Origin of the sequence: uncultured Agrobacterium sp. (genome assembly GCA_913777615.1) — a bacterium.
Classification (GTDB): domain Bacteria; phylum Pseudomonadota; class Alphaproteobacteria; order Rhizobiales; family Rhizobiaceae; genus Agrobacterium.
Window position 1 is genome coordinate 253,129 of the sequence record CAJYTK010000007.1, and the last position, 17,326, is coordinate 270,454.

Annotated in this window: 12 protein-coding genes; 8 read left to right on the top strand and 4 right to left on the bottom strand. The window is 56.6% G+C overall.

What is annotated here, in order from left to right; all coding sequences use genetic code 11:
• Positions 1–14: 14 nt before the first annotated feature.
• The 5 genes from QZ862_RS06850 (at position 15) to QZ862_RS06870 (ending at position 6,333) form a co-directional block, all read left to right on the top strand.
• Positions 15–1,313 carry an efflux RND transporter periplasmic adaptor subunit gene (locus QZ862_RS06850; protein ID WP_296098421.1) on the top strand — a complete coding sequence of 433 codons (1,299 nt, stop codon included), beginning with the start codon at positions 15–17 and terminating at the stop codon, positions 1,311–1,313.
• 14 nt (positions 1,314–1,327) lie between these two features.
• Positions 1,328–2,050 carry an ABC transporter ATP-binding protein gene (locus QZ862_RS06855; RefSeq protein ID WP_296098423.1) on the top strand — a complete coding sequence of 241 codons (723 nt, stop codon included), beginning with the start codon at positions 1,328–1,330 and terminating at the stop codon, positions 2,048–2,050.
• On the top strand, positions 2,040–3,248 hold the full coding sequence (locus QZ862_RS06860; RefSeq protein ID WP_296098425.1) for an ABC transporter permease: 1,209 nt from the start codon (positions 2,040–2,042) through the stop codon (positions 3,246–3,248). The genes QZ862_RS06855 and QZ862_RS06860 overlap by 11 nt, the downstream gene beginning before the upstream one ends.
• Before the next feature lie 255 nt (positions 3,249–3,503).
• Positions 3,504–4,250 carry a potassium channel family protein gene (locus QZ862_RS06865; RefSeq protein WP_296098427.1) on the top strand — a complete coding sequence of 249 codons (747 nt, stop codon included), beginning with the start codon at positions 3,504–3,506 and terminating at the stop codon, positions 4,248–4,250.
• A gap of 457 nt (positions 4,251–4,707) precedes the next feature.
• The gene (locus QZ862_RS06870) at positions 4,708–6,333 is read left to right on the top strand and encodes a GMC family oxidoreductase N-terminal domain-containing protein (RefSeq protein WP_296098429.1); all 1,626 of its coding nucleotides are present in this window, start codon (positions 4,708–4,710) and stop codon (positions 6,331–6,333) included.
• 644 nt (positions 6,334–6,977) lie between these two features.
• Here QZ862_RS06870 and QZ862_RS06875 read toward each other — a convergent pair.
• A complete protein-coding gene (locus tag QZ862_RS06875; RefSeq protein ID WP_296098430.1) occupies positions 6,978–8,141 on the bottom strand; it encodes a M20 aminoacylase family protein in 1,164 nt (387 codons plus the stop codon).
• 221 nt (positions 8,142–8,362) lie between these two features.
• Here QZ862_RS06875 and QZ862_RS06880 point away from each other — a divergent pair, with 221 nt between their 5' ends.
• From QZ862_RS06880 to QZ862_RS06890, 3 genes are all read left to right on the top strand, one after another.
• Positions 8,363–9,418, top strand: a complete 1,056-nt coding sequence (locus QZ862_RS06880; protein ID WP_296098604.1) for a D-alanyl-D-alanine carboxypeptidase family protein — start codon at positions 8,363–8,365, stop codon at positions 9,416–9,418.
• 116 nt (positions 9,419–9,534) lie between these two features.
• Complete coding sequence (locus QZ862_RS06885) at positions 9,535–10,659, top strand: GTP-binding protein (protein WP_296098432.1); 1,125 nt, start codon at positions 9,535–9,537, stop codon at positions 10,657–10,659.
• Between the two features lie 159 nt (positions 10,660–10,818).
• Entirely contained in the window at positions 10,819–12,093 is a 1,275-nt protein-coding gene (locus QZ862_RS06890; RefSeq protein WP_296098434.1) for a sensor domain-containing diguanylate cyclase, read from the top strand.
• Between the two features lie 119 nt (positions 12,094–12,212).
• Here the strand turns inward: QZ862_RS06890 and QZ862_RS06895 are convergent, their stop codons facing one another.
• From QZ862_RS06895 to QZ862_RS06905, 3 genes are all read right to left on the bottom strand, one after another.
• A complete protein-coding gene (locus QZ862_RS06895) occupies positions 12,213–14,213 on the bottom strand; it encodes a hypothetical protein (RefSeq protein ID WP_296098436.1) in 2,001 nt (666 codons plus the stop codon).
• Positions 14,214–14,364: 151 nt separating this feature from the next.
• Entirely contained in the window at positions 14,365–16,473 is a 2,109-nt protein-coding gene (locus QZ862_RS06900; protein ID WP_296098438.1) for an ATP-binding protein, read from the bottom strand.
• Positions 16,470–17,216 carry a response regulator transcription factor gene (locus tag QZ862_RS06905; RefSeq protein WP_296084017.1) on the bottom strand — a complete coding sequence of 249 codons (747 nt, stop codon included), beginning with the start codon at positions 17,214–17,216 and terminating at the stop codon, positions 16,470–16,472. Before QZ862_RS06905 ends, QZ862_RS06900 begins: the two co-directional genes overlap by 4 nt.
• Positions 17,217–17,326 lie beyond the last annotated feature (110 nt).

Consider the following 17,326-nt stretch of genomic DNA (forward strand, 5'->3'; position numbering starts at 1 on the left):
CTCATGTAATGGGAATGAACGAGTTGGATGCCAATAGCGACAATACGAACAGCCAGAATGCGAAGCCGGACCTTCGCGACATTCTGGCGTCTTCGAAAACGGGCAAGAAGAAATCGAGACGTTCGCTCTATATCTTTCTTGCGCTGCTGATGATCGCAGGCGCAGCGACTTACTATTTTGCCTTCGCGGGCGCGAGGGTGGCCTATAGCTACACGACGCAGGAGGCAAAGCGGGGCGATCTTTCCGTCATTGTCACCTCGACCGGTTCGGTTCAGCCCACCGACCAAGTGGATATATCGAGCGAACTCTCCGGTACTATCCGCAAGGTCAATGTGACCTTCAACAGTTCCGTCAAGGCTGCAGACGTGCTGGCCGAACTCGATACCAACAAACTCGAAGCCGATGTGCAAAGCGCGCGCGCCAAACTCGCCTCGGCAAGAGCCAGCGTAGCGAAGGCGAGGGCAGATCTCGGTTCGGCCAATACATCGCTCGAACGCTTGCGCTCGCTGGTGCAAAGCCGTGTGTCCAGCCAGCAGGATCTCGATGCCGCGCAGTTTAACCGCGATGCTGCGGCAGCAACGTTGGAAGTCAATGAGGCGAGCGTGCTTTCATCCGAGGCGGATTTGCGGCTTGCGGAGGTCAATCTCAGCAAGGCAAAGATCGTTTCTCCTATCGATGGCGTCATCCTCACGCGTGATGTCGATCCCGGCGCGACCGTGGCGTCGTCTTTGAACGCGCCTGTGCTGTTCACTATTGCAGGAGATTTGCGCCGCATGGAGCTTCAGGTTTCGATCGATGAAGCGGATGTCGGCAAAGTCGAGGCTGGTCAGGAGGCGACCTTCAATGTGGATGCCTATCCTGAGCGCCGTTTCCCAGCAAAAATCGAAACCGTTCGTTTTGCTTCGGAAACCGTATCCAATGTCGTGACCTACAAGGGTATCCTCACCGTCGATAATGCAGAGCTGTTGCTGCGCCCTGGCATGACGGCGACCGCAAATATCGTGGTCGAGCATGTGAAGGATGCGCTGCTGGTACCCAACGCTGCCTTGCGCTACACACCGCCCCGCGAGAATGCGTCGCGCGGTGGCGGCCTCATGGGCTTGTTCCGGCCTCCGCGTATGAACAGATCGCGCGGAGGCAGCGCCGAGCAGGCTGCAGCGGGCAAGCGTCAGGTGTGGGTATTGCGCAACGGCACGCCATTGAGCGTCTCTGTCCAGGCTGGCTCTACCGATGGCCAGTTCACCGCCGTGACTTCGGAAGAGTTGAAGCCCGGCGACCAAGTGATCACCGACGCAACCCAACGCAGCAGCTAGGCGGGAGTGAAAGCATGAGCGCGCCGCCTCTGATCGAATTCCGCGATGTGGTGAAACAATATGGCAAAGGCGAAGCGGCCATCCGGGCGCTGGACGGCGTCAGCCTGTCGATCAAGGAACACGAATTCGTCGCCATAATGGGGCCGTCCGGCTCCGGAAAATCCACGTCGATGAACATTATCGGCTGCCTGGATACTCCGACCGCAGGGGAATATCTGTTTCAGGGTGTGCCGACCAGCGGCTTTGACAATGAGCATTTGACGCTGCTTCGCCGCCATATGCTGGGCTTTGTCTTTCAAGGCTTCAACCTGCTGTCACGCACCTCGGCTGTCGAGAATGTCGAACTCCCCCTGATCTATCGCGGCATGAAATCCGGGGAGCGGCGCGCACTTGCCATGGAGGCCTTAGCGCAGGTGGGGCTTAAGGGGCGTGAGCACCACACCACTCAGGAGCTTTCTGGCGGCCAGCAGCAGCGTGTGGCGATCGCGCGCGCCATCGTTACCAAGCCGGCACTGCTTCTTGCAGACGAGCCGACGGGCAATCTCGACACGAAAACCAGTATCGAGATCATGGAGTTGATAACTTCGCTTAATCGCGATCGCGGCATTACCGTCGTAATGGTGACCCACGAAGAGGACATCGCTGCGCACGCCAAACGTCTGCTGCGTTTCGTCGATGGCCATCTGGATTCAGACAGCGCCGCCGAGCCGATGAGGGAGGACGCGGATGTTCTTTGAAACCGTCAGGCTTGCCATGCGTGCCATCAGCCGCAATATGCTTCGGTCATTCCTCACCGTGCTTGGTGTTGTTATCGGTGTTGCAGCAGTCATCGCCATGGTCACAATCGGTAACGGCACGACCGCGCAGGTTAAATCGGAGCTTTCGCGCCTCGGCACCAACATGCTCTTCCTCAGGCCCGGACAATTCGGCCCGGGTCGCGCCAGTGTCGACGCGAAACGTTTTACAGATAGCGATGTGCAGGCCATCCGTGAACAGATCAGCGGTGTGAGGGCCGTCGCGCCTTTGAACAGGTCATCCGCGGCAACGGTTATCTATGGCGGAAAAAATCATCAGACAAGTGTCGTGGGAACCACCAACGACTATCTGATTGCCCAAGACTGGACGATAGCGCTTGGCCGCGAGTTTCTGCCTGCTGAAGATCGCGGTGGGCAGATCGGCTGCATCATTGGTGAAACTGTTCGCCAGGAGCTGTTCGGTTCAGCCGATCCCGTGGGTCAGACGATCCGCGTTAGTAATATCTCCTGCCCGGTCATCGCGGTTTTGGGGCGCAAAGGGCAGTCCGGGCTTGGCGATGACCAGGATGACACCGTGATCATGCCGCTGAAAATCCATCAGCGCCGCATCGGTGGCACGACGACCATTTCCTCCATTATGGTCTCGGCGCAGGATGGGGTGTCGACGGCCAAGGTGCAATCCGACCTAGAAAACCTGTTGCGTGAGCGCCGGCGCATCGGACTTGGCCGCCAGGACGATTTCACCGTCAATGACATGGCTCAGATCGCGTCCGCGATGACCGGAACCACGACGCTGCTGACGGGCTTGCTCGGTGCTGTTGCTGCCGTCAGTCTTCTGGTCGGCGGCATCGGTATCATGAACATCATGCTGGTTTCGGTGACTGAACGAACACGCGAAATCGGCATACGGCTTGCTATCGGCGCCTTGGAAAAACAGGTGCTGACGCAGTTCCTCGTCGAGGCCGTCATGCTTTCGGCCTTCGGTGGCATTGCGGGAATTTTGACAGGCCTTGCACTGGCCTATTCGGTTGTGAGCTTCCTCGGGGTCCCTTTCGTCACGAGCCCGACGATCATTGCCATCGCTTTTGCTTTTTCAGCCGCCATCGGCGTGGTCTTCGGCTATTTCCCTGCGCGACGCGCCGCAAGCCTTAGCCCGATCGAAGCTCTGCGCCACGAGTAGTCCGTCGGTCAGGTTTTCCCAACCGACAATATTGAGATCAGTTTGCTTTTGCCGAGGCGCGAACCAGTTCGACCATAGGTTTGAGCGGCGATTTTGCTCCATCCGCTTGTTCACCTCATCGGACTGAATCTGGAGCTCTTACATGCGGCCGTCGTTCTTGCCGTTGACCCAATGACATCCCGCGCTTATCCGTGAGAAATGGCCTCACCGACAAGAACCAGAAGATCCATGCCGTCTCGTTTAGAGATTTTGCAGATGAATTTGCGCCGCGTCGAGCGCGGAGGCGATAGGTGGGCGCTTCGCTGGCAAGCGGCGCTCGCCGTGATCGATGTGACGATCATTTCGTTTTTCATCTTCGGACCGTTCTTGCGAAGCGGACCTTCCTATCTGATCATCGACTACATGATCGCGGTTTGGATTTTTGCCGAATTGCTGGCGCGGATCTTTGCTGCTGGTTCGCTGCGCGCCATTCTTAAAAGACCGATGACCTGGATCGATCTTGTCATTCTTGGAACGCTTCTTTTTCCCAACGCTCTTTTCAACTTCGCCTTCCTCAGAGCGATGCGCCTCTGGGCCATAGGTGAGAGTCCGCTCTTTGCTGTCATTTTGAAACGATTGGGCTGTCATTCCTACAGGGATGTCGTGCGGGCATCCCTCAACTTTCTGGTGTTCCTGTTTATGGTGACGGGGTTCGTGTACACGACGTTTTTCTATCACCAGAACGGCCTTGTCGGGTTTATCGACGCTCTTTACTTCACTGTCGCGACCATGACCACGACAGGGTTCGGGGACATAACGCTTCCTGGTCCATTGGGCAAACTCACATCTGTCGTGACCATGATCGTCGGCATTTCATTGTTTGTCAGGTTGGCCCAATCTATCGTCCGCCCCTACAAAGTGCTCTACCCCTGCGAGGCTTGTGGGCTTCAGCGCCACGAGGTGGACGCCGTCCACTGCAAGGCGTGTGGACACTTGCTGAACATTCCCAACGATAACGACTGATTAAAGCGCTTTCTCAGCGCACTGGGGTTTCTGGTAAAAGTGATCGATAAAACGCTGTCTATGCTGTTGGACCGGATGAATGCGCAGCGAAAACTTTGATGCTTTCATCGAATCTACTGTTCTTACTCTCAGGGATCGTACGCGGAAAACTCCAGGCCAAAATGGCCTGATTTTTTTGGGGGAGGAACGTCAGCAGCCGCCACGGACGCAAGCTGCCGGTTGGCCGAGCTTTGATGGCGTAAGCGGATTGTATTTTACTCGACTATATCATTGGACCGGCAAAAAGCATTCAATCGTGAGGTCTAGTTCTGTTGCGCTGTCTTTAAATGCGGCGAGATGGCTCGATGCGCGAGATCTCAGCAGGCAGATGCGCAACCTCTGGAACGCATCGAAAAATTAGGGTGAGATGGTTCGTGGTGCTCCATCGCGATCACCGGCACCAGAAAGGACGTGAACAATGGCGGGAACGATAAGCCTGGATGGCCAGTATGATTACGTGATCGTCGGTGCCGGAACGGCAGGCTGCGTGCTGGCTGCCCGCCTGAGCGAAGATCCATCTGTGCGTGTCCTGCTGCTGGAAGCAGGGGGCTCCGACCGCTATCATTGGGTGCAGATCCCCGTTGGCTATCTCTATTGCATTGGCAATCCGCGGACCGACTGGATGATGCGCACAGCACCCGAAGCGGGCCTCAATGGGCGCAGCCTTGCTTACCCACGCGGCAAGGTGCTGGGTGGCTGCACATCGGTCAATGGCATGATCTACATGCGCGGACAGGCAGCCGATTATGACGGCTGGCGTGAGCTCGGCAATGAGGGCTGGGGATGGTCAGACGTTCTACCTTTTTTCAAGCGATCAGAGGACTATCATGGTCCGCAAGGTGAGATGCACTCGACCGGTGGTCCGTGGAAGGTCAGTCGCCAGCGGCTGAAGTGGAAAATCCTCGAGGCAGTGCAGGCGGGCGCAGGCGAACTGGGCATCAAGCCACGCGCAGATTTCAATGATGGTGACAATGAGGGGTCAGGTTTCTTCGATGTGAACCAACACAAAGGCGTGCGCTGGAACACGGCACGCGGCTTCTTGCGTCCTGCACTCAAGCGCCCCAATCTTCGTGTGATCAAGCATGCGCTGGTGGAGCGACTGACCATGGATGGAAACCGCGTCACAGGTGTTGAGTATCGCGCATCCGCAGGTTTTTTCCATGTAAAAGCCAGCAGCGAGGTGATCCTGGCAGCCGGCGCCATCAACTCACCGAAGCTTTTGGAGCTCTCCGGTATCGGCGATCCGGAGCGTCTTCGTTCGCTCGGAATCGAGGTCAACCTGGCAAGACCGGCTGTGGGCGAGAACCTACAGGATCATCTGCAAATTCGCACCGTCTTCAAGGTAAAGAACACCGTTACGCTCAACCAGCTGGCCAACTCCTGGCGAGGCAAGATCAAGATCGCAGCGGAATATGCGCTGATGCGCTCGGGGCCAATGTCGATGGCGCCGAGCCAGTTCGGCATGTTTACGCGGTCCACTCCGGGCGCGAACCGTCCGGACATTGAGTACCATGTGCAACCTCTGTCTACCGAAAAGCTTGGCGATCCTTTGCATTCTTTCCCGGCCATTACCGTGTCGGTCTGCCAGTTGCGGCCGAGCAGTGTCGGGACATGCCACATCACCTCGACCGATCCTGACCGGCAACCCGAGATCAGGCCGAATTATCTGTCGACAGACCAAGATCGTTCGGTTGCTATCGCGGCAATCCGTCAGGCCCGGCAAGTAATGGCGACCGATGCCCTGCGGCCCTATGAGCCAAATGAACTCCTTCCCGGCACTCAATTCCAGGACGATGATGAGCTCTTGAAAAAGACAGGCGATATCGCCACCACCATATTTCACCCCGTCGGTACCTGCCGTATGGGAGTGGACGCTGACGCCGTGGTCGATCCAGCGCTACGTGTAAAAGGTGTTCAGGGGCTGCGCATTGTCGATGCTTCGATCATGCCGCGGATCGTCTCCGGCAACACCGCCTCACCGGTGGTGATGATTGCGGAAAAAGCAGCGGCTATGATGCGCATGGAACGGAAGAGTGGCCACTAGACTGCCCACAGTCGGGCTCGACGCTGTCACTCCTTGCCGGGTCGCACCTTTTCAAAATCCGAGACGCCTCGGAAGTCGCATTGATATTGGCGACTTAAGTTTCGGTATCTGGACGGAGCTTTCGGCGCGATACGCGCATCCCAGATGAGCGGTGACAGTTAGGATGATCGATAGAATGGTAACATTGACAATTCCACGCGTCACCGACGCGACAATCCATTAAGTTTTTGATTTCATTGCACAATTGGTGTCCACGAGAGGATTCGAACCTCCGACCCCAGGATTCATACCACTTCGGCTTTCGCCGCCGTCCCGCCTTTTTGGGTGGGAGCGTTCGTGGTCTGGACTGTCCCTTCACCATGGGCTTTGAAGCCTTTAGGTGCTGCCCATCCAGTCTCTACACCTTCAACGGATTTCTCCGAAGCTTGGCTCGGGATTGGCATGCTGAAAGCACAGCGAAGCGTTCCCCGACTTTGAGCAGATCGATCGCGTCGTTTCCGGTCGCGACCCCCAATTTCTCTAGGAATCCTGTGCTCTATCCTGCTGAGCTACGTGGACACACAGTGGTGCTTTTAGCCCACCGCGCTTTAAGGATCAACCGCGTTCTAGCGGCATGCAGTCGCGGTGCCCAGAAATTTGCTGTCTCAGTCCTGCAAGCGGTGCTCCGCGAGTTTTACCCAATAGGAAATGCCGTAGGCGATTGCTTCGTCATTGAAGTCGTAGCTTGGGTTATGAAGACCGGCTGTGTCGCCGTTGCCGATAAAGATGAAAGCGCCGGGGCGCTCATTCAGCATATAGGAGAAATCTTCCCCCGCCATGGATGGATCGACATCCGCATCGACGTTGGTTGCCCCAACGACATCGCGGGCGATCTGAGCGGCGTAGTCCGTTTCTGCCGGATGATTGAACGTCACTGGACAATAACGGTGATACTCGGCTTGCGCTTGGGCGCCGTTGGCGAGAGCAATACCCTCGGCGATCTGGCGAATTCGCGCTTCAGCCATGTCGCGGACCCCCTCATCGAGAGTGCGCACCGTGCCGGCGATCATCGCCTCGTTGGGAATGATGTTGTGGCTGGTCCCTGCCTGGAAGCGCGTCACCGACACGACAACCGAGCGTACCGGATCGACATTGCGAGACGCGATCAACTGCAGATTGGTAACGATCTGTGCGCCAATGGCGATAGGGTCGGCGGTGCGATGTGGCTGAGCAGCATGGCCGCCTTGCCCCTTGACGATGATAGTGAACTTGTCCGGTGCGGCCATGATGCCACCTTTGCGGATGGCGAACTGGCCTAGCGGAATACCCGGCATATTGTGCATGCCATAGACTTCGTCCACGCCGAAGCGGTCCATCAGCCCGTCTTCCACCATAGCAAGCGCGCCGGCACCCCCTTCTTCCGCAGGCTGGAAGATCACCACGACGGAGCCATCGAAATTGCGGGTTTCGCAAAGATATTTCGCAGCGCCAAGCAGCATGGCCATATGCCCGTCATGGCCGCAGGCGTGCATATTTCCGGGCGTGGTCGATGCCCAGGGCTTGCCGCTTTCCTCAAGTATCGGAAGCGCATCCATATCGGAGCGCAGAGCGACGGTTCGGCCCGTCTTGCTACGGCCATGGATGACGCCGACCACGCCTGTGCGGCCGATTCCATTGACGACTTCATCCACGCCGAACGCGGTCAACTGCTCGGTAATGAAGCGGGCGGTCTCATGCACATCATAGAGAATTTCCGGGTTCTGATGAAGGTGACGCCGCCACTGCGTCGCTTCTTGCTGTAACTCGGCGGCTCTATTCAAAATCGGCATTCTCTCGGTCCTGACTTCCAAATCGGCATGCGTGAATCGTGCTGGTTCTGTCTTGATATTGCGCCGCATAATTGACGCAATCAATGGAGTTTGCCATTGCTAGGCCATATATGGTGAATATTGCCAATCCCGCCAAGAAGACGGGAATTTGAGGATACGCCTTGCAAGACGATCGCAGAACACGCCGCGCCGCCGGACGACTTTCAAAAATAGTTGCCGCTATAGCTGCCAGCATATTGGCGATGACATCGCTGGCTCATGCCAATCCCAAGATGGTGGTGGATGTCAAAAGCGGCAAGGTGATCGCGCATCAGGAAGCTTTTCGCAAATGGTATCCGGCTTCGCTGACCAAGCTGATGACGGCCTATATCGCGTTCAGTGGGATGAAATCCGGCAAGCTCAGTCCGGATACGCCCGTCGTCTTCAGCAAGCATGCGTCCGATCAACCTGCCAGCAAGATGTATTTCAAGCCCGGTTCGAAGCTTACTCTTGATAGCGCGCTGAAGCTATTGCTGATCAAGTCGGCCAATGATGTCGCTGTGGCGATTGCCGAAACTATCGGTGGCACCGAAGGAAATTTCGTCGCTCAGATGAATGCGCAAGCTGCGCGCCTCGGCATGTCGTCTACGCATTACATCAATCCGAATGGTCTTCCAGGTGCCGGGCAATATACCACGGCGCGCGATCTCGCCCTTCTCGCGCTCATCATCAAGCGGGAGTTTCCAGAATATTCGGGTTACTTCTCTCTGGAAGGTGTGACCACGGGTAAGAAGAATTACGCCAACTACAACATGCTGGTCGGCCGTTTCGATGGGGCGGACGGCATGAAAACCGGCTTTATCTGCGCTTCCGGGTTCAATCAGGTTTCCTCTGCCAAGCGCGACGGACGGCAGGTCATTTCCGTGGTTCTTGGTTCCGACAGCCTCGCCGGGCGGACCGATGAATCTGCCGAATTGCTGCAGCTCGGCTTGACTTCGCCTGCGGGGCAGGGGGTATCGCTTGCCTCTCTCGCACCCTATGGCGATACGGTTGCGGTGAACGATATCAGCAAGGATATCTGCAATCCGAAAGCCGCAAAGGTACGCAGCGAAAGCCGCGACGAGGCAGGGCGCATGATCATCAAGTCGCCCTATGTTCGCGAGATGACACGTCCGCCTGTCTATTCCTTTGCGGGCCTTATTCCGGGCACCGAGCCGGTCGTACCAGCCGAGCCCAAAGGTAATGGTGGCAAGGAAATGGCAAATGTGCCGGTGCCGATACCGCGCCCTGCATTTTAAGCGTCTAACGAGCTCACAACGGCCCACGCCACCGAACGACGATCGTAGGCTTTCTTTCTTGGCTGACACTGTGATACATCGGGCAGAGTTGTAATATTATAACGAAAAGGTGCCTCATGGCATTCGAACGCATACCGGTTTCCATTCTCACTGGCTTCCTCGGCGCGGGCAAGTCAACGCTGTTGAACCGGCTTCTCAAAGATCCTGAAATGGCTGATGCGGCCATCATTATCAACGAGTTCGGCGATGTCAGCATCGACCATCTGCTGGTGGAGCGTTCGGGCGATGGTATCATCGAGCTTGCCGAAGGCTGCCTTTGCTGTACGGTTCGCGGTGAACTGGTAGATACACTTGCCGAATTGATGGACGGCATTCAAACCGGGCGCCTGAAGCCGATCAAACGTGTCGTCATCGAGACCACCGGGCTTGCCGACCCCGCGCCAGTGATGCAATCGATCATGGGAAATCCGGTCATCGCGCAGAATTTCATGCTGAATGGCGTGATCACCGTCATGGACGCCGTACATGGCGCGTCGACGCTCGATCACCATGAAGAAGCCATCAAGCAGGTGGCGGTTGCCGATCGGCTGGTGTTAACGAAGCGCAAGCTCGCCGCTCCAGACGCAGTCGCGCTGCTTAACGAAAGGCTGAAGGGACTCAATCCGCGAGCTGATATCGAGGATGGAGATCAGGAGATGTGGAGCGCGACCGCGTTACTGGATAACGGTCTTTACGATGCCACTCGTAAGACTCCGGATGTGGGACGCTGGCTGGGGCAGGAGGCTACCGATCACGAGCACCATCATGGTCGCGAGCATCATGAACATCATCACGGACATCACCATCACGATGTAAACCGGCACAATGCATCGATCCGATCTTTCTCAATTCTGCACGATCGCCCCATCGATCCGATGGCCATAGAGATGTTCGTGGATTTGCTGCGCTCCGCCCATGGGGAAAAGCTTCTGCGTATGAAGGCGATCGTGGCGCTTTCAGACAATACGGAAAGGCCGCTTGTTTTGCATGGCGTGCAGTCTATCTTTCATCCGCCGCAGCGTTTGCACGGCTGGCCCGATCCGGAGGATCGCCGCACGCGCATGGTGCTGATCACAAAGGATTTGAGCGAGGATTTCGTGAAAGATCTCTTCGCGGCGTTTACCGGAACGGCGACGATCGACAGGCCGGATCGTCAGGCAATGACAGACAATCCATTGGCTGTGCCGGGCCTTACATTTTAACGCTAGCCAGGACGTTGCCGCCAATATTGTAGGCACAGCCCGTCGTTTCGTCGTCCGGTCAAGACGGTGACGAGACTCGACGATGATTTCTTGTGCTTGAATCAAATACATTCGCGCCTACTAATAAATAGGCACTTCATTTGGTTCGAGGAGAGAATTTTGCACAAAGGGGAGCAGTGGCTGAGAGAAAATGCACAAGCTCGCTTGGCGCTCTTCGATTTCGCTTTCGAACATGCTCCGGTCGGCATTGTATTTCATGATGTTGATGGTCGCATCCGTCGAGCCAACACGGCCTATTCCCGACTCGTCGGCATACCTCTCGATGCGCTTCAGTGTATGTCATTTTCAGATTTCGCCCATCCAGACGATATCGACCGTGACAAGACACTGTTCAATTCGGTCATCGCCGGAACCCGCGATGGCTATTCCATCGAGAAGCGCTACGTCAAAAAAGACGGAGCCGTCGTCTATGTGGTGATCCATCTGACGGCAATGCGGGGCTCCACCGGAAATGTCGTGCAGTTGCTGTCGCAGGTTCAGGATATCTCCACCCAGAAGGAGAGCGAACGTCAACTGGCGGAAAAGGCGGCACAGCTTGAGCTTGCTATGGAGGCGGTGCGCGGCGGCTTTTGGCATATGGATGTGGCAAGAGGTCACTTCGAAACGTCAGATCGCCTGGCCCAGTTCATAGAGGGGCCTCAAGCCGAACGGCTCGATCTCGAGCGCTACCTCGCCAGGGTCAACCCAAGCGACATGGCCTCTGCCGATCTGACGCCTCTTCTGACCGGTGAGGTGGACCACTCCTGCGCCGAATATCGTCTCAACACCGTCTCGGGTGAGCGCTGGATTCGTTGCGACCGCCGTCTTTTACGCAATCCCGACGGCACGCCCCGCCGTATCGTGGGCGTGGCCATCGACTTTACCGATGAGCATCTGCGCCTGAAGGAATTTGAGCGTCGCTCGGAGACGGATGCTCTTACAGGTCTGCTCAACAGACGCGGTTTGACCATGCATTATCCGCTGCTCTCTTTTGGGGGGGAGTTGTCGGTTCTGCTGATGGACCTAGATGGCTTCAAGATCGTCAACGACGTTCATGGTCACTCGGCAGGCGACAAGGTGCTGCTGGAAACCGCTAGACGCCTCGAGCTGAATGTTCGGTCCAAAGACCTCGTCTGTCGCACGGGTGGCGATGAATTCGTGATCGTGCTCGCCGGTGATCTCGGTATTGCCGAGCAGATTGCCGCCAGGGTCGTGGAGAGCATGCGCGCGCCGGTTGATATAGGCGGGTCCATGGTCGAGGTTCGCGCCACCATCGGCGGCGTTTGGACCGATACGAAAACGCCGCTCGATGAGCTTGTGGCCGGTGCGGATGGGTTGCTTTATCAGGCGAAAGCGGCCGGAAAGGACCGATGGTTGCTTGCAAGTTGTGCCTGAAGCGCGGCAACCAAGTCTGGTTCTCAGAGCCGCCGCACCCCGGTTATCGAACAAATTTTAGAAGAAGGACGATGGAGCGCACTCTTGATGCGCGCTCCATCTAACGTAATACCAGTGGCTTACTGCGCCGCTGCCTGGATATCGACCTTGTCAAGCAGAAGCATCGGGTCCTGGGATGCGGCCATCAGATCGAATACGCCCAGACCGTTGGGTGCGTTCGATTTGGCAGTGACGGTGAGTGTTCCCGGTTTGGAGACGAAGGCTGCGAGCGCATCAACGACGCTCTTGAGCTTTGGCCGCTCCTCTGCAACCTGCTGCAGTATGACGGTCGTTCCGAGTGACAGTGTGGCGCGCGCCTCCGCCTCACTGACGTTATTTTCAAGAGCGTAGGCCTTCATCATCAGGTCCATGGCGCCTTCATCCTTAACCGTCAGCTTCAGTTCACGGGCCGTCAAACCCAGAAGCGCAGCTTGAGCGTTGGTTGCGTCCAACGAGAAGAATTGTCTGGTAACGCCGCTCAACAGGCCAGACATCTCGATGCTGCCCATGTCCTTGCCGCTGAAGTACATCTTTCGAATGACAAGATCATTTTTCGGCTCGTCCCAGAAGGTGGAAAGAGCATAGGAGGAGGTGAATGACTTCAAGCCGAGGGAGCGCGCCATGGCGAACTCCTCAGAATTTTCAGCGAAGGGGATGGTAAGGTCTTCCAGCGTGGTTTCGACGTCGGTCGGTATGCCGTTGATGGGCTTTAACATCACCGACTCGAATTTTCCGAGCGTGAACTTGATCCGCTCAGGAGCGCCCGCCTCTGCGTCCTCGGAGGATTCGGGTGCAGATGTATCGAAATCCAAACCGCCGAACCGCATGCGGCCGAATGCCGGCATCAGTCGCTTGTATTCGAAGGTTGCTATTTCTTGGTCGCCCAATCCAGCGAACTCGCGAATCCCTTCGGCAGTGGAACTCCAATCGAAGTCATTGATCGCGATCTCACCGACCACGACTTTATCGCCACCATTGAGTACCGACAAACCATTGATACCGAAATCGATCTTATAGCCGTCGATTTTCATATCCATGTTTTCTATGACGAAATCGGAATCTTTGCCCTCAGAGCCCGATGCTTTATCGACATCGTGAGCTTTCAGGCCTTTCATCCGAATGTCGCTCGTGCCCATCATGTCGAAAATCGAGAGGGCTTTGGAGAAGAAAGCTTTGCGTTCCGCCGGTTCAAGCGCGCTTGGATCTTTCACCTCCGTCAATGATGCCAACGTTTCCACAAGTGGCTCGGTCGGCATCTTTGCGCTGAATCCAGTGCTGCTGAGCTCGTCGTAGCTTATCCGTGCCTTTTGATCGAAAATCGATACGTTTACGGCCGACATTGGGCCATAGACCTGCTTTGCCTGCTTGTCATCGGGACCGGCCCGTTCGGTATAGAGCCTTGCGATATAGGGGACATCGACATCTTGACCTTTGATCTCACCGGTCGACATCTTCATTTGCGTGGCTTGACCCGCCCCATCTGCGTCAGGTGATTTCATCGAGAAATCCATATTGGTCTTCTCGATCGAATATCGCGCTATCCGGCCATCGACGATGTCCGAAAACGTTGTGTTAGAATAGACGATCTTTTGCTCGCCACCGGCCATTGCCGGCTGGGTAAGTGTCAATTCCGGCATGGAAACGCTGCGGGCCGAAAGGCGTTCAAGGCGCTGGGACAGCGTTTTCGCACCTTCGACCTGTTGGCCGGAAGACTTGATTTCTCCATTATCGATGCGAGCGCTTGGAACAACGACCTTTGTTTTGGCGATATCGAAAGAAATATTGCTGAGTTCCAACGCGCCATCGAAGAATGGCAGCTTCGGGCGTCCATCAATTGCTGCGATGCGCAACGTTTCGTCTTCCTGGATCGGCAAGGTCAGATCACGAATATGGACTCGCCCCTGAAAATCGACATCGACCGAAGCCGCTGTGGCTCCACTTTGAGCGATGAGTTCATTGACTTTTGCTTTATAGAACGCCTTACCGCCTACCGCGCCTGCTGCGACAATGGCAATCACTGCCGCTGCTGCCCATAGAGCCTTGTTTCGACGCTTGCCGGTTTTGGTGTCTGCCTGCTCCAAGATGCCTGTCCTCTCATGAAAAATTCGATCAGGCACGTTTTAGGCACGCCAAGGTTGCCGCGCAAGCCAGCATAGCTAGCTTGCCGTGACTTTTGGCGTTGTTTTTCAACATCCAATCGGCAAATCTGGTCCGGCTCCCCGCTCACATGTCTTAAACCCGATCGGGCACAGGAAATGTCAGCGACACTCGTACGCCATCACCCGGTTTTGACGCGATACTTGCATCGCCGCCGCTCTGGCGCATGAAGCCATAGACCATGGCAAGGCCTAGGCCCGTTCCTCCCTGCTGAGAACGGGTCGTGAAGTAAGGTTCGAAAGCCCTGTCCACGGCATCCTGATCCATTCCCTGTCCATCGTCTTGGACGGAGACGTCTAGAAGATCGTCGCGCATTCTTGCAGAAATGGAGATAGATCCGCCGTCTGGCATGGCGGCAGCTGAATTCAGGCAGAGGTTCAAAATCGACTGTTCGAAAAGCGCCGCATCCAATGCGAGTTTCGGTAGATCATCTTCGATGTCGAGGCTGATCTGATTGCGCGGACCTACGGCGATTTCCAGAACATCCACCATCCCTTTCAGCAGAGCTCCGATGTCCGCGCAGGCTGGGTGGATGGGGTGCTGGCTGCCAATGGAAAGCATACTGCTGGCAAGTGCCCGACCTCGATCCGCCGCTTTCCGAATGCGATTGATGTTGCGCTGCTGGCGCTCGCTGAAGCCCGTCTCGCGTTCCAGAAGCCCGAGGCTCCCTGTAATGATGCCGATCATATTGCCGACTTCGTGGCTCAGCTGATGGGTCATGCGCATGATACCGTCCAGGCGCTGGACTTTTGCAGCCTCCGCCTCCTGCCGGTCAAGCGACGTGACATCCCGCGCGAGAACAACGATGCCACCATCCGGCTGACGGGAAAGCGCTATTTCTGTGACCTGCTGATCCTGGGTTCGGTGGCGCAGGGTAAGTCGCGTGGCAAGCTTGCCGGGGTCTCCGTCACACGGCAAAAGGGCCGGGTCGATTTCAGGGACCGTTTCTATGAAATTGCGCAACGGGAGCTTGCGCGACGATCCGCCACGTCTGCCGACAAGCTCGATGACGCGTCTATTCATGGTGATCGGCTGGCCCGAAACATCGAAAAGGGCGATGCCCTCATTCATCGTCCGGAAAGTGGAGCGGATCGTCCGCGCCGCAGCTTCCGCTGTGCGGCGAAGGCGAGACACGCGGTCGACGCTGTCCTTGAAAGCATGGAAGGCGTCCGATAGGCGGATGAGCTCTGTTTCCGATCCGCGATAGGCTGGCAGCGTGACCTCCTGCTCGCCTTTGGCCAGGGAATTCATGCCTCCTGATAGCGCGGTGATGCCGTTTGACACCCGCATGACGGAACGGATCGACAAAGTCGAAAGAATGACGAGAATCACGAAGGCAATGGCGACCATGACAATCAGCCGGGTTAGTGCCGCCGATGCCGAGGCGAGGCCATCAGTCAATCGGCGTGCAACGGCTTGGCTTTGCGTTTCAGTGGCGTGGGACAGGCCGCGGGAAACGGCATGAAGTTTTGATGCCGACGACTGGATGGCAAACATTTCCAGCAGATACTTGGTCTGGGCATCGAAAACGCTTCTGTAAAGTGTGAGCGCTTTGTTGCTCAGATCTCCCGATCTCGTCGCGTCTTCTGCACCGTATCCCGTCTCGGCCGTGAAGCGCCGCTGAAGTTCGCCCAACTGGAACAGACTGGCAGAATTGGCGGCAGCCTGGGCGAGGGCGTTAAGCCGACGACGAAGCGCGTCGTCTTTTACGGTCTGCTCAGCGCTGATTTTTCCTAATGTTGCGGCGGCCTCGGCCTTGTGTTGCTGGGCCGCGTCTGCGTCCGCGGCGAGTGAGAGGGTCTGCTGGCGAATGGTTTGCAGCAGGCTGACGATATCATCGTTTGGAAGCGCGACCTGGCTTTCTGCCTGCCTGTACTGCGCAATCGTTTGCAGCAGGCTGTCGACCTGCACCACGACGGCGCGGCTCTCGCTCGAAACGCGATAGGGAGACGTTGCGTTCATCAATAACGGCGCGCTGGACACCAGATCTGCTACCCGACGCGAGATCAAAGAGGCGCGCGCGAGGCTGGAAAATGCCTGCGAACTGTAGGTCGCCATTTCCGTCTTGGCTTTTTGCAGGCCGTAGATAGCCACTGCCGATAGTATAAAGACCGATGAACAGATGAAGATGATGGCGAAAGGCAGACGGAAAGCGATGGACCGAAGGAAAGGCCGGTTGATCACAATGATTGCCCGGCATTTTCGGTATGTAAAACATATCCCTTGCCCCTGCGGGTCTGGATGTGCTGAGGCAGGTCTGGGTTACGCTCGATCTTCCGGCGCAGACGCAGAACCAGCACATCGACATTGCGATCGATGAAGCGGTCGCTCTCTGCTCCCAGGCGATCGAGGATTTGCGACCGGCTGACGGGGCGGTTCGGTGTTTCCGCAAGAATTTCCAGGAGCGCGAACTCCGCGCTGGTCAGCGTCTTGCTGCGATCGGCCAAGCACATTGCCCGGCGTGCCGACAGATCCACCGCCCAATCTCCAAGTCGCAGCGAGTGAGGCTCATGTTCGCGCTCCGGCTCCTTTTCCACCTTTAGAGATGGCGCAACACGACGAAGAACCGCTTTGATGCGCGCCGTCAACTCGATAGGCTCGAATGGCTTGACCACGTAGTCATCGGCCGCCGTTTCCAAACCGAGCACGCGTTCGGTGGCGCTTCCCGCAGCGGTGACCATGACAATTCCGACATTCAATCCCAATACATTTCGAATGCGTTGGGCAAAGGTCCTACCGGATATGCCGGGTAAGTTGTGGTCCAGGAGAACCAGATGCATCTGTTCCCGGCCAAGTGTTGCGGTAGCCTCTTCCGCGGAGTGAACGACGAGCGGAGACCAGCCTTCGGCCTCGACGAGATCAGAAATAAGCTCCGCCATATCCGGATCGTCCTCGACGATCAGTATCTTGATCCTCTGGTTTTGCACGGTGTAGTCCTCCCACCAGCGATCATAGGCAAGAGCGAAGGAATATTCAAAAGGTGGATGATGATCAGCGTTGTTACAATTGTAATATTCGTAACGATCTCCGCCCCTTC

Bases quoted from the DNA above. Each gene is read 5' to 3' on its own strand.
- QZ862_RS06855 (WP_296098423.1), top strand. From the start codon at position 1,328: ATGAGCGCGCCGCCTCTGATCGAATTCCGCGATGTGGTGAAACAATAT.
- QZ862_RS06875 (WP_296098430.1), bottom strand. From the start codon at position 8,141: ATGCCGATTTTGAATAGAGCCGCCGAGTTACAGCAAGAAGCGACGCAG.
- QZ862_RS06860 (WP_296098425.1), top strand. From the start codon at position 2,040: ATGTTCTTTGAAACCGTCAGGCTTGCCATGCGTGCCATCAGCCGCAAT.
- QZ862_RS06885 (WP_296098432.1), top strand. From the start codon at position 9,535: ATGGCATTCGAACGCATACCGGTTTCCATTCTCACTGGCTTCCTCGGC.
- QZ862_RS06865 (WP_296098427.1), top strand. From the start codon at position 3,504: ATGAATTTGCGCCGCGTCGAGCGCGGAGGCGATAGGTGGGCGCTTCGC.
- QZ862_RS06850 (WP_296098421.1), top strand. From the start codon at position 15: ATGAACGAGTTGGATGCCAATAGCGACAATACGAACAGCCAGAATGCG.
- QZ862_RS06870 (WP_296098429.1), top strand. From the start codon at position 4,708: ATGGCGGGAACGATAAGCCTGGATGGCCAGTATGATTACGTGATCGTC.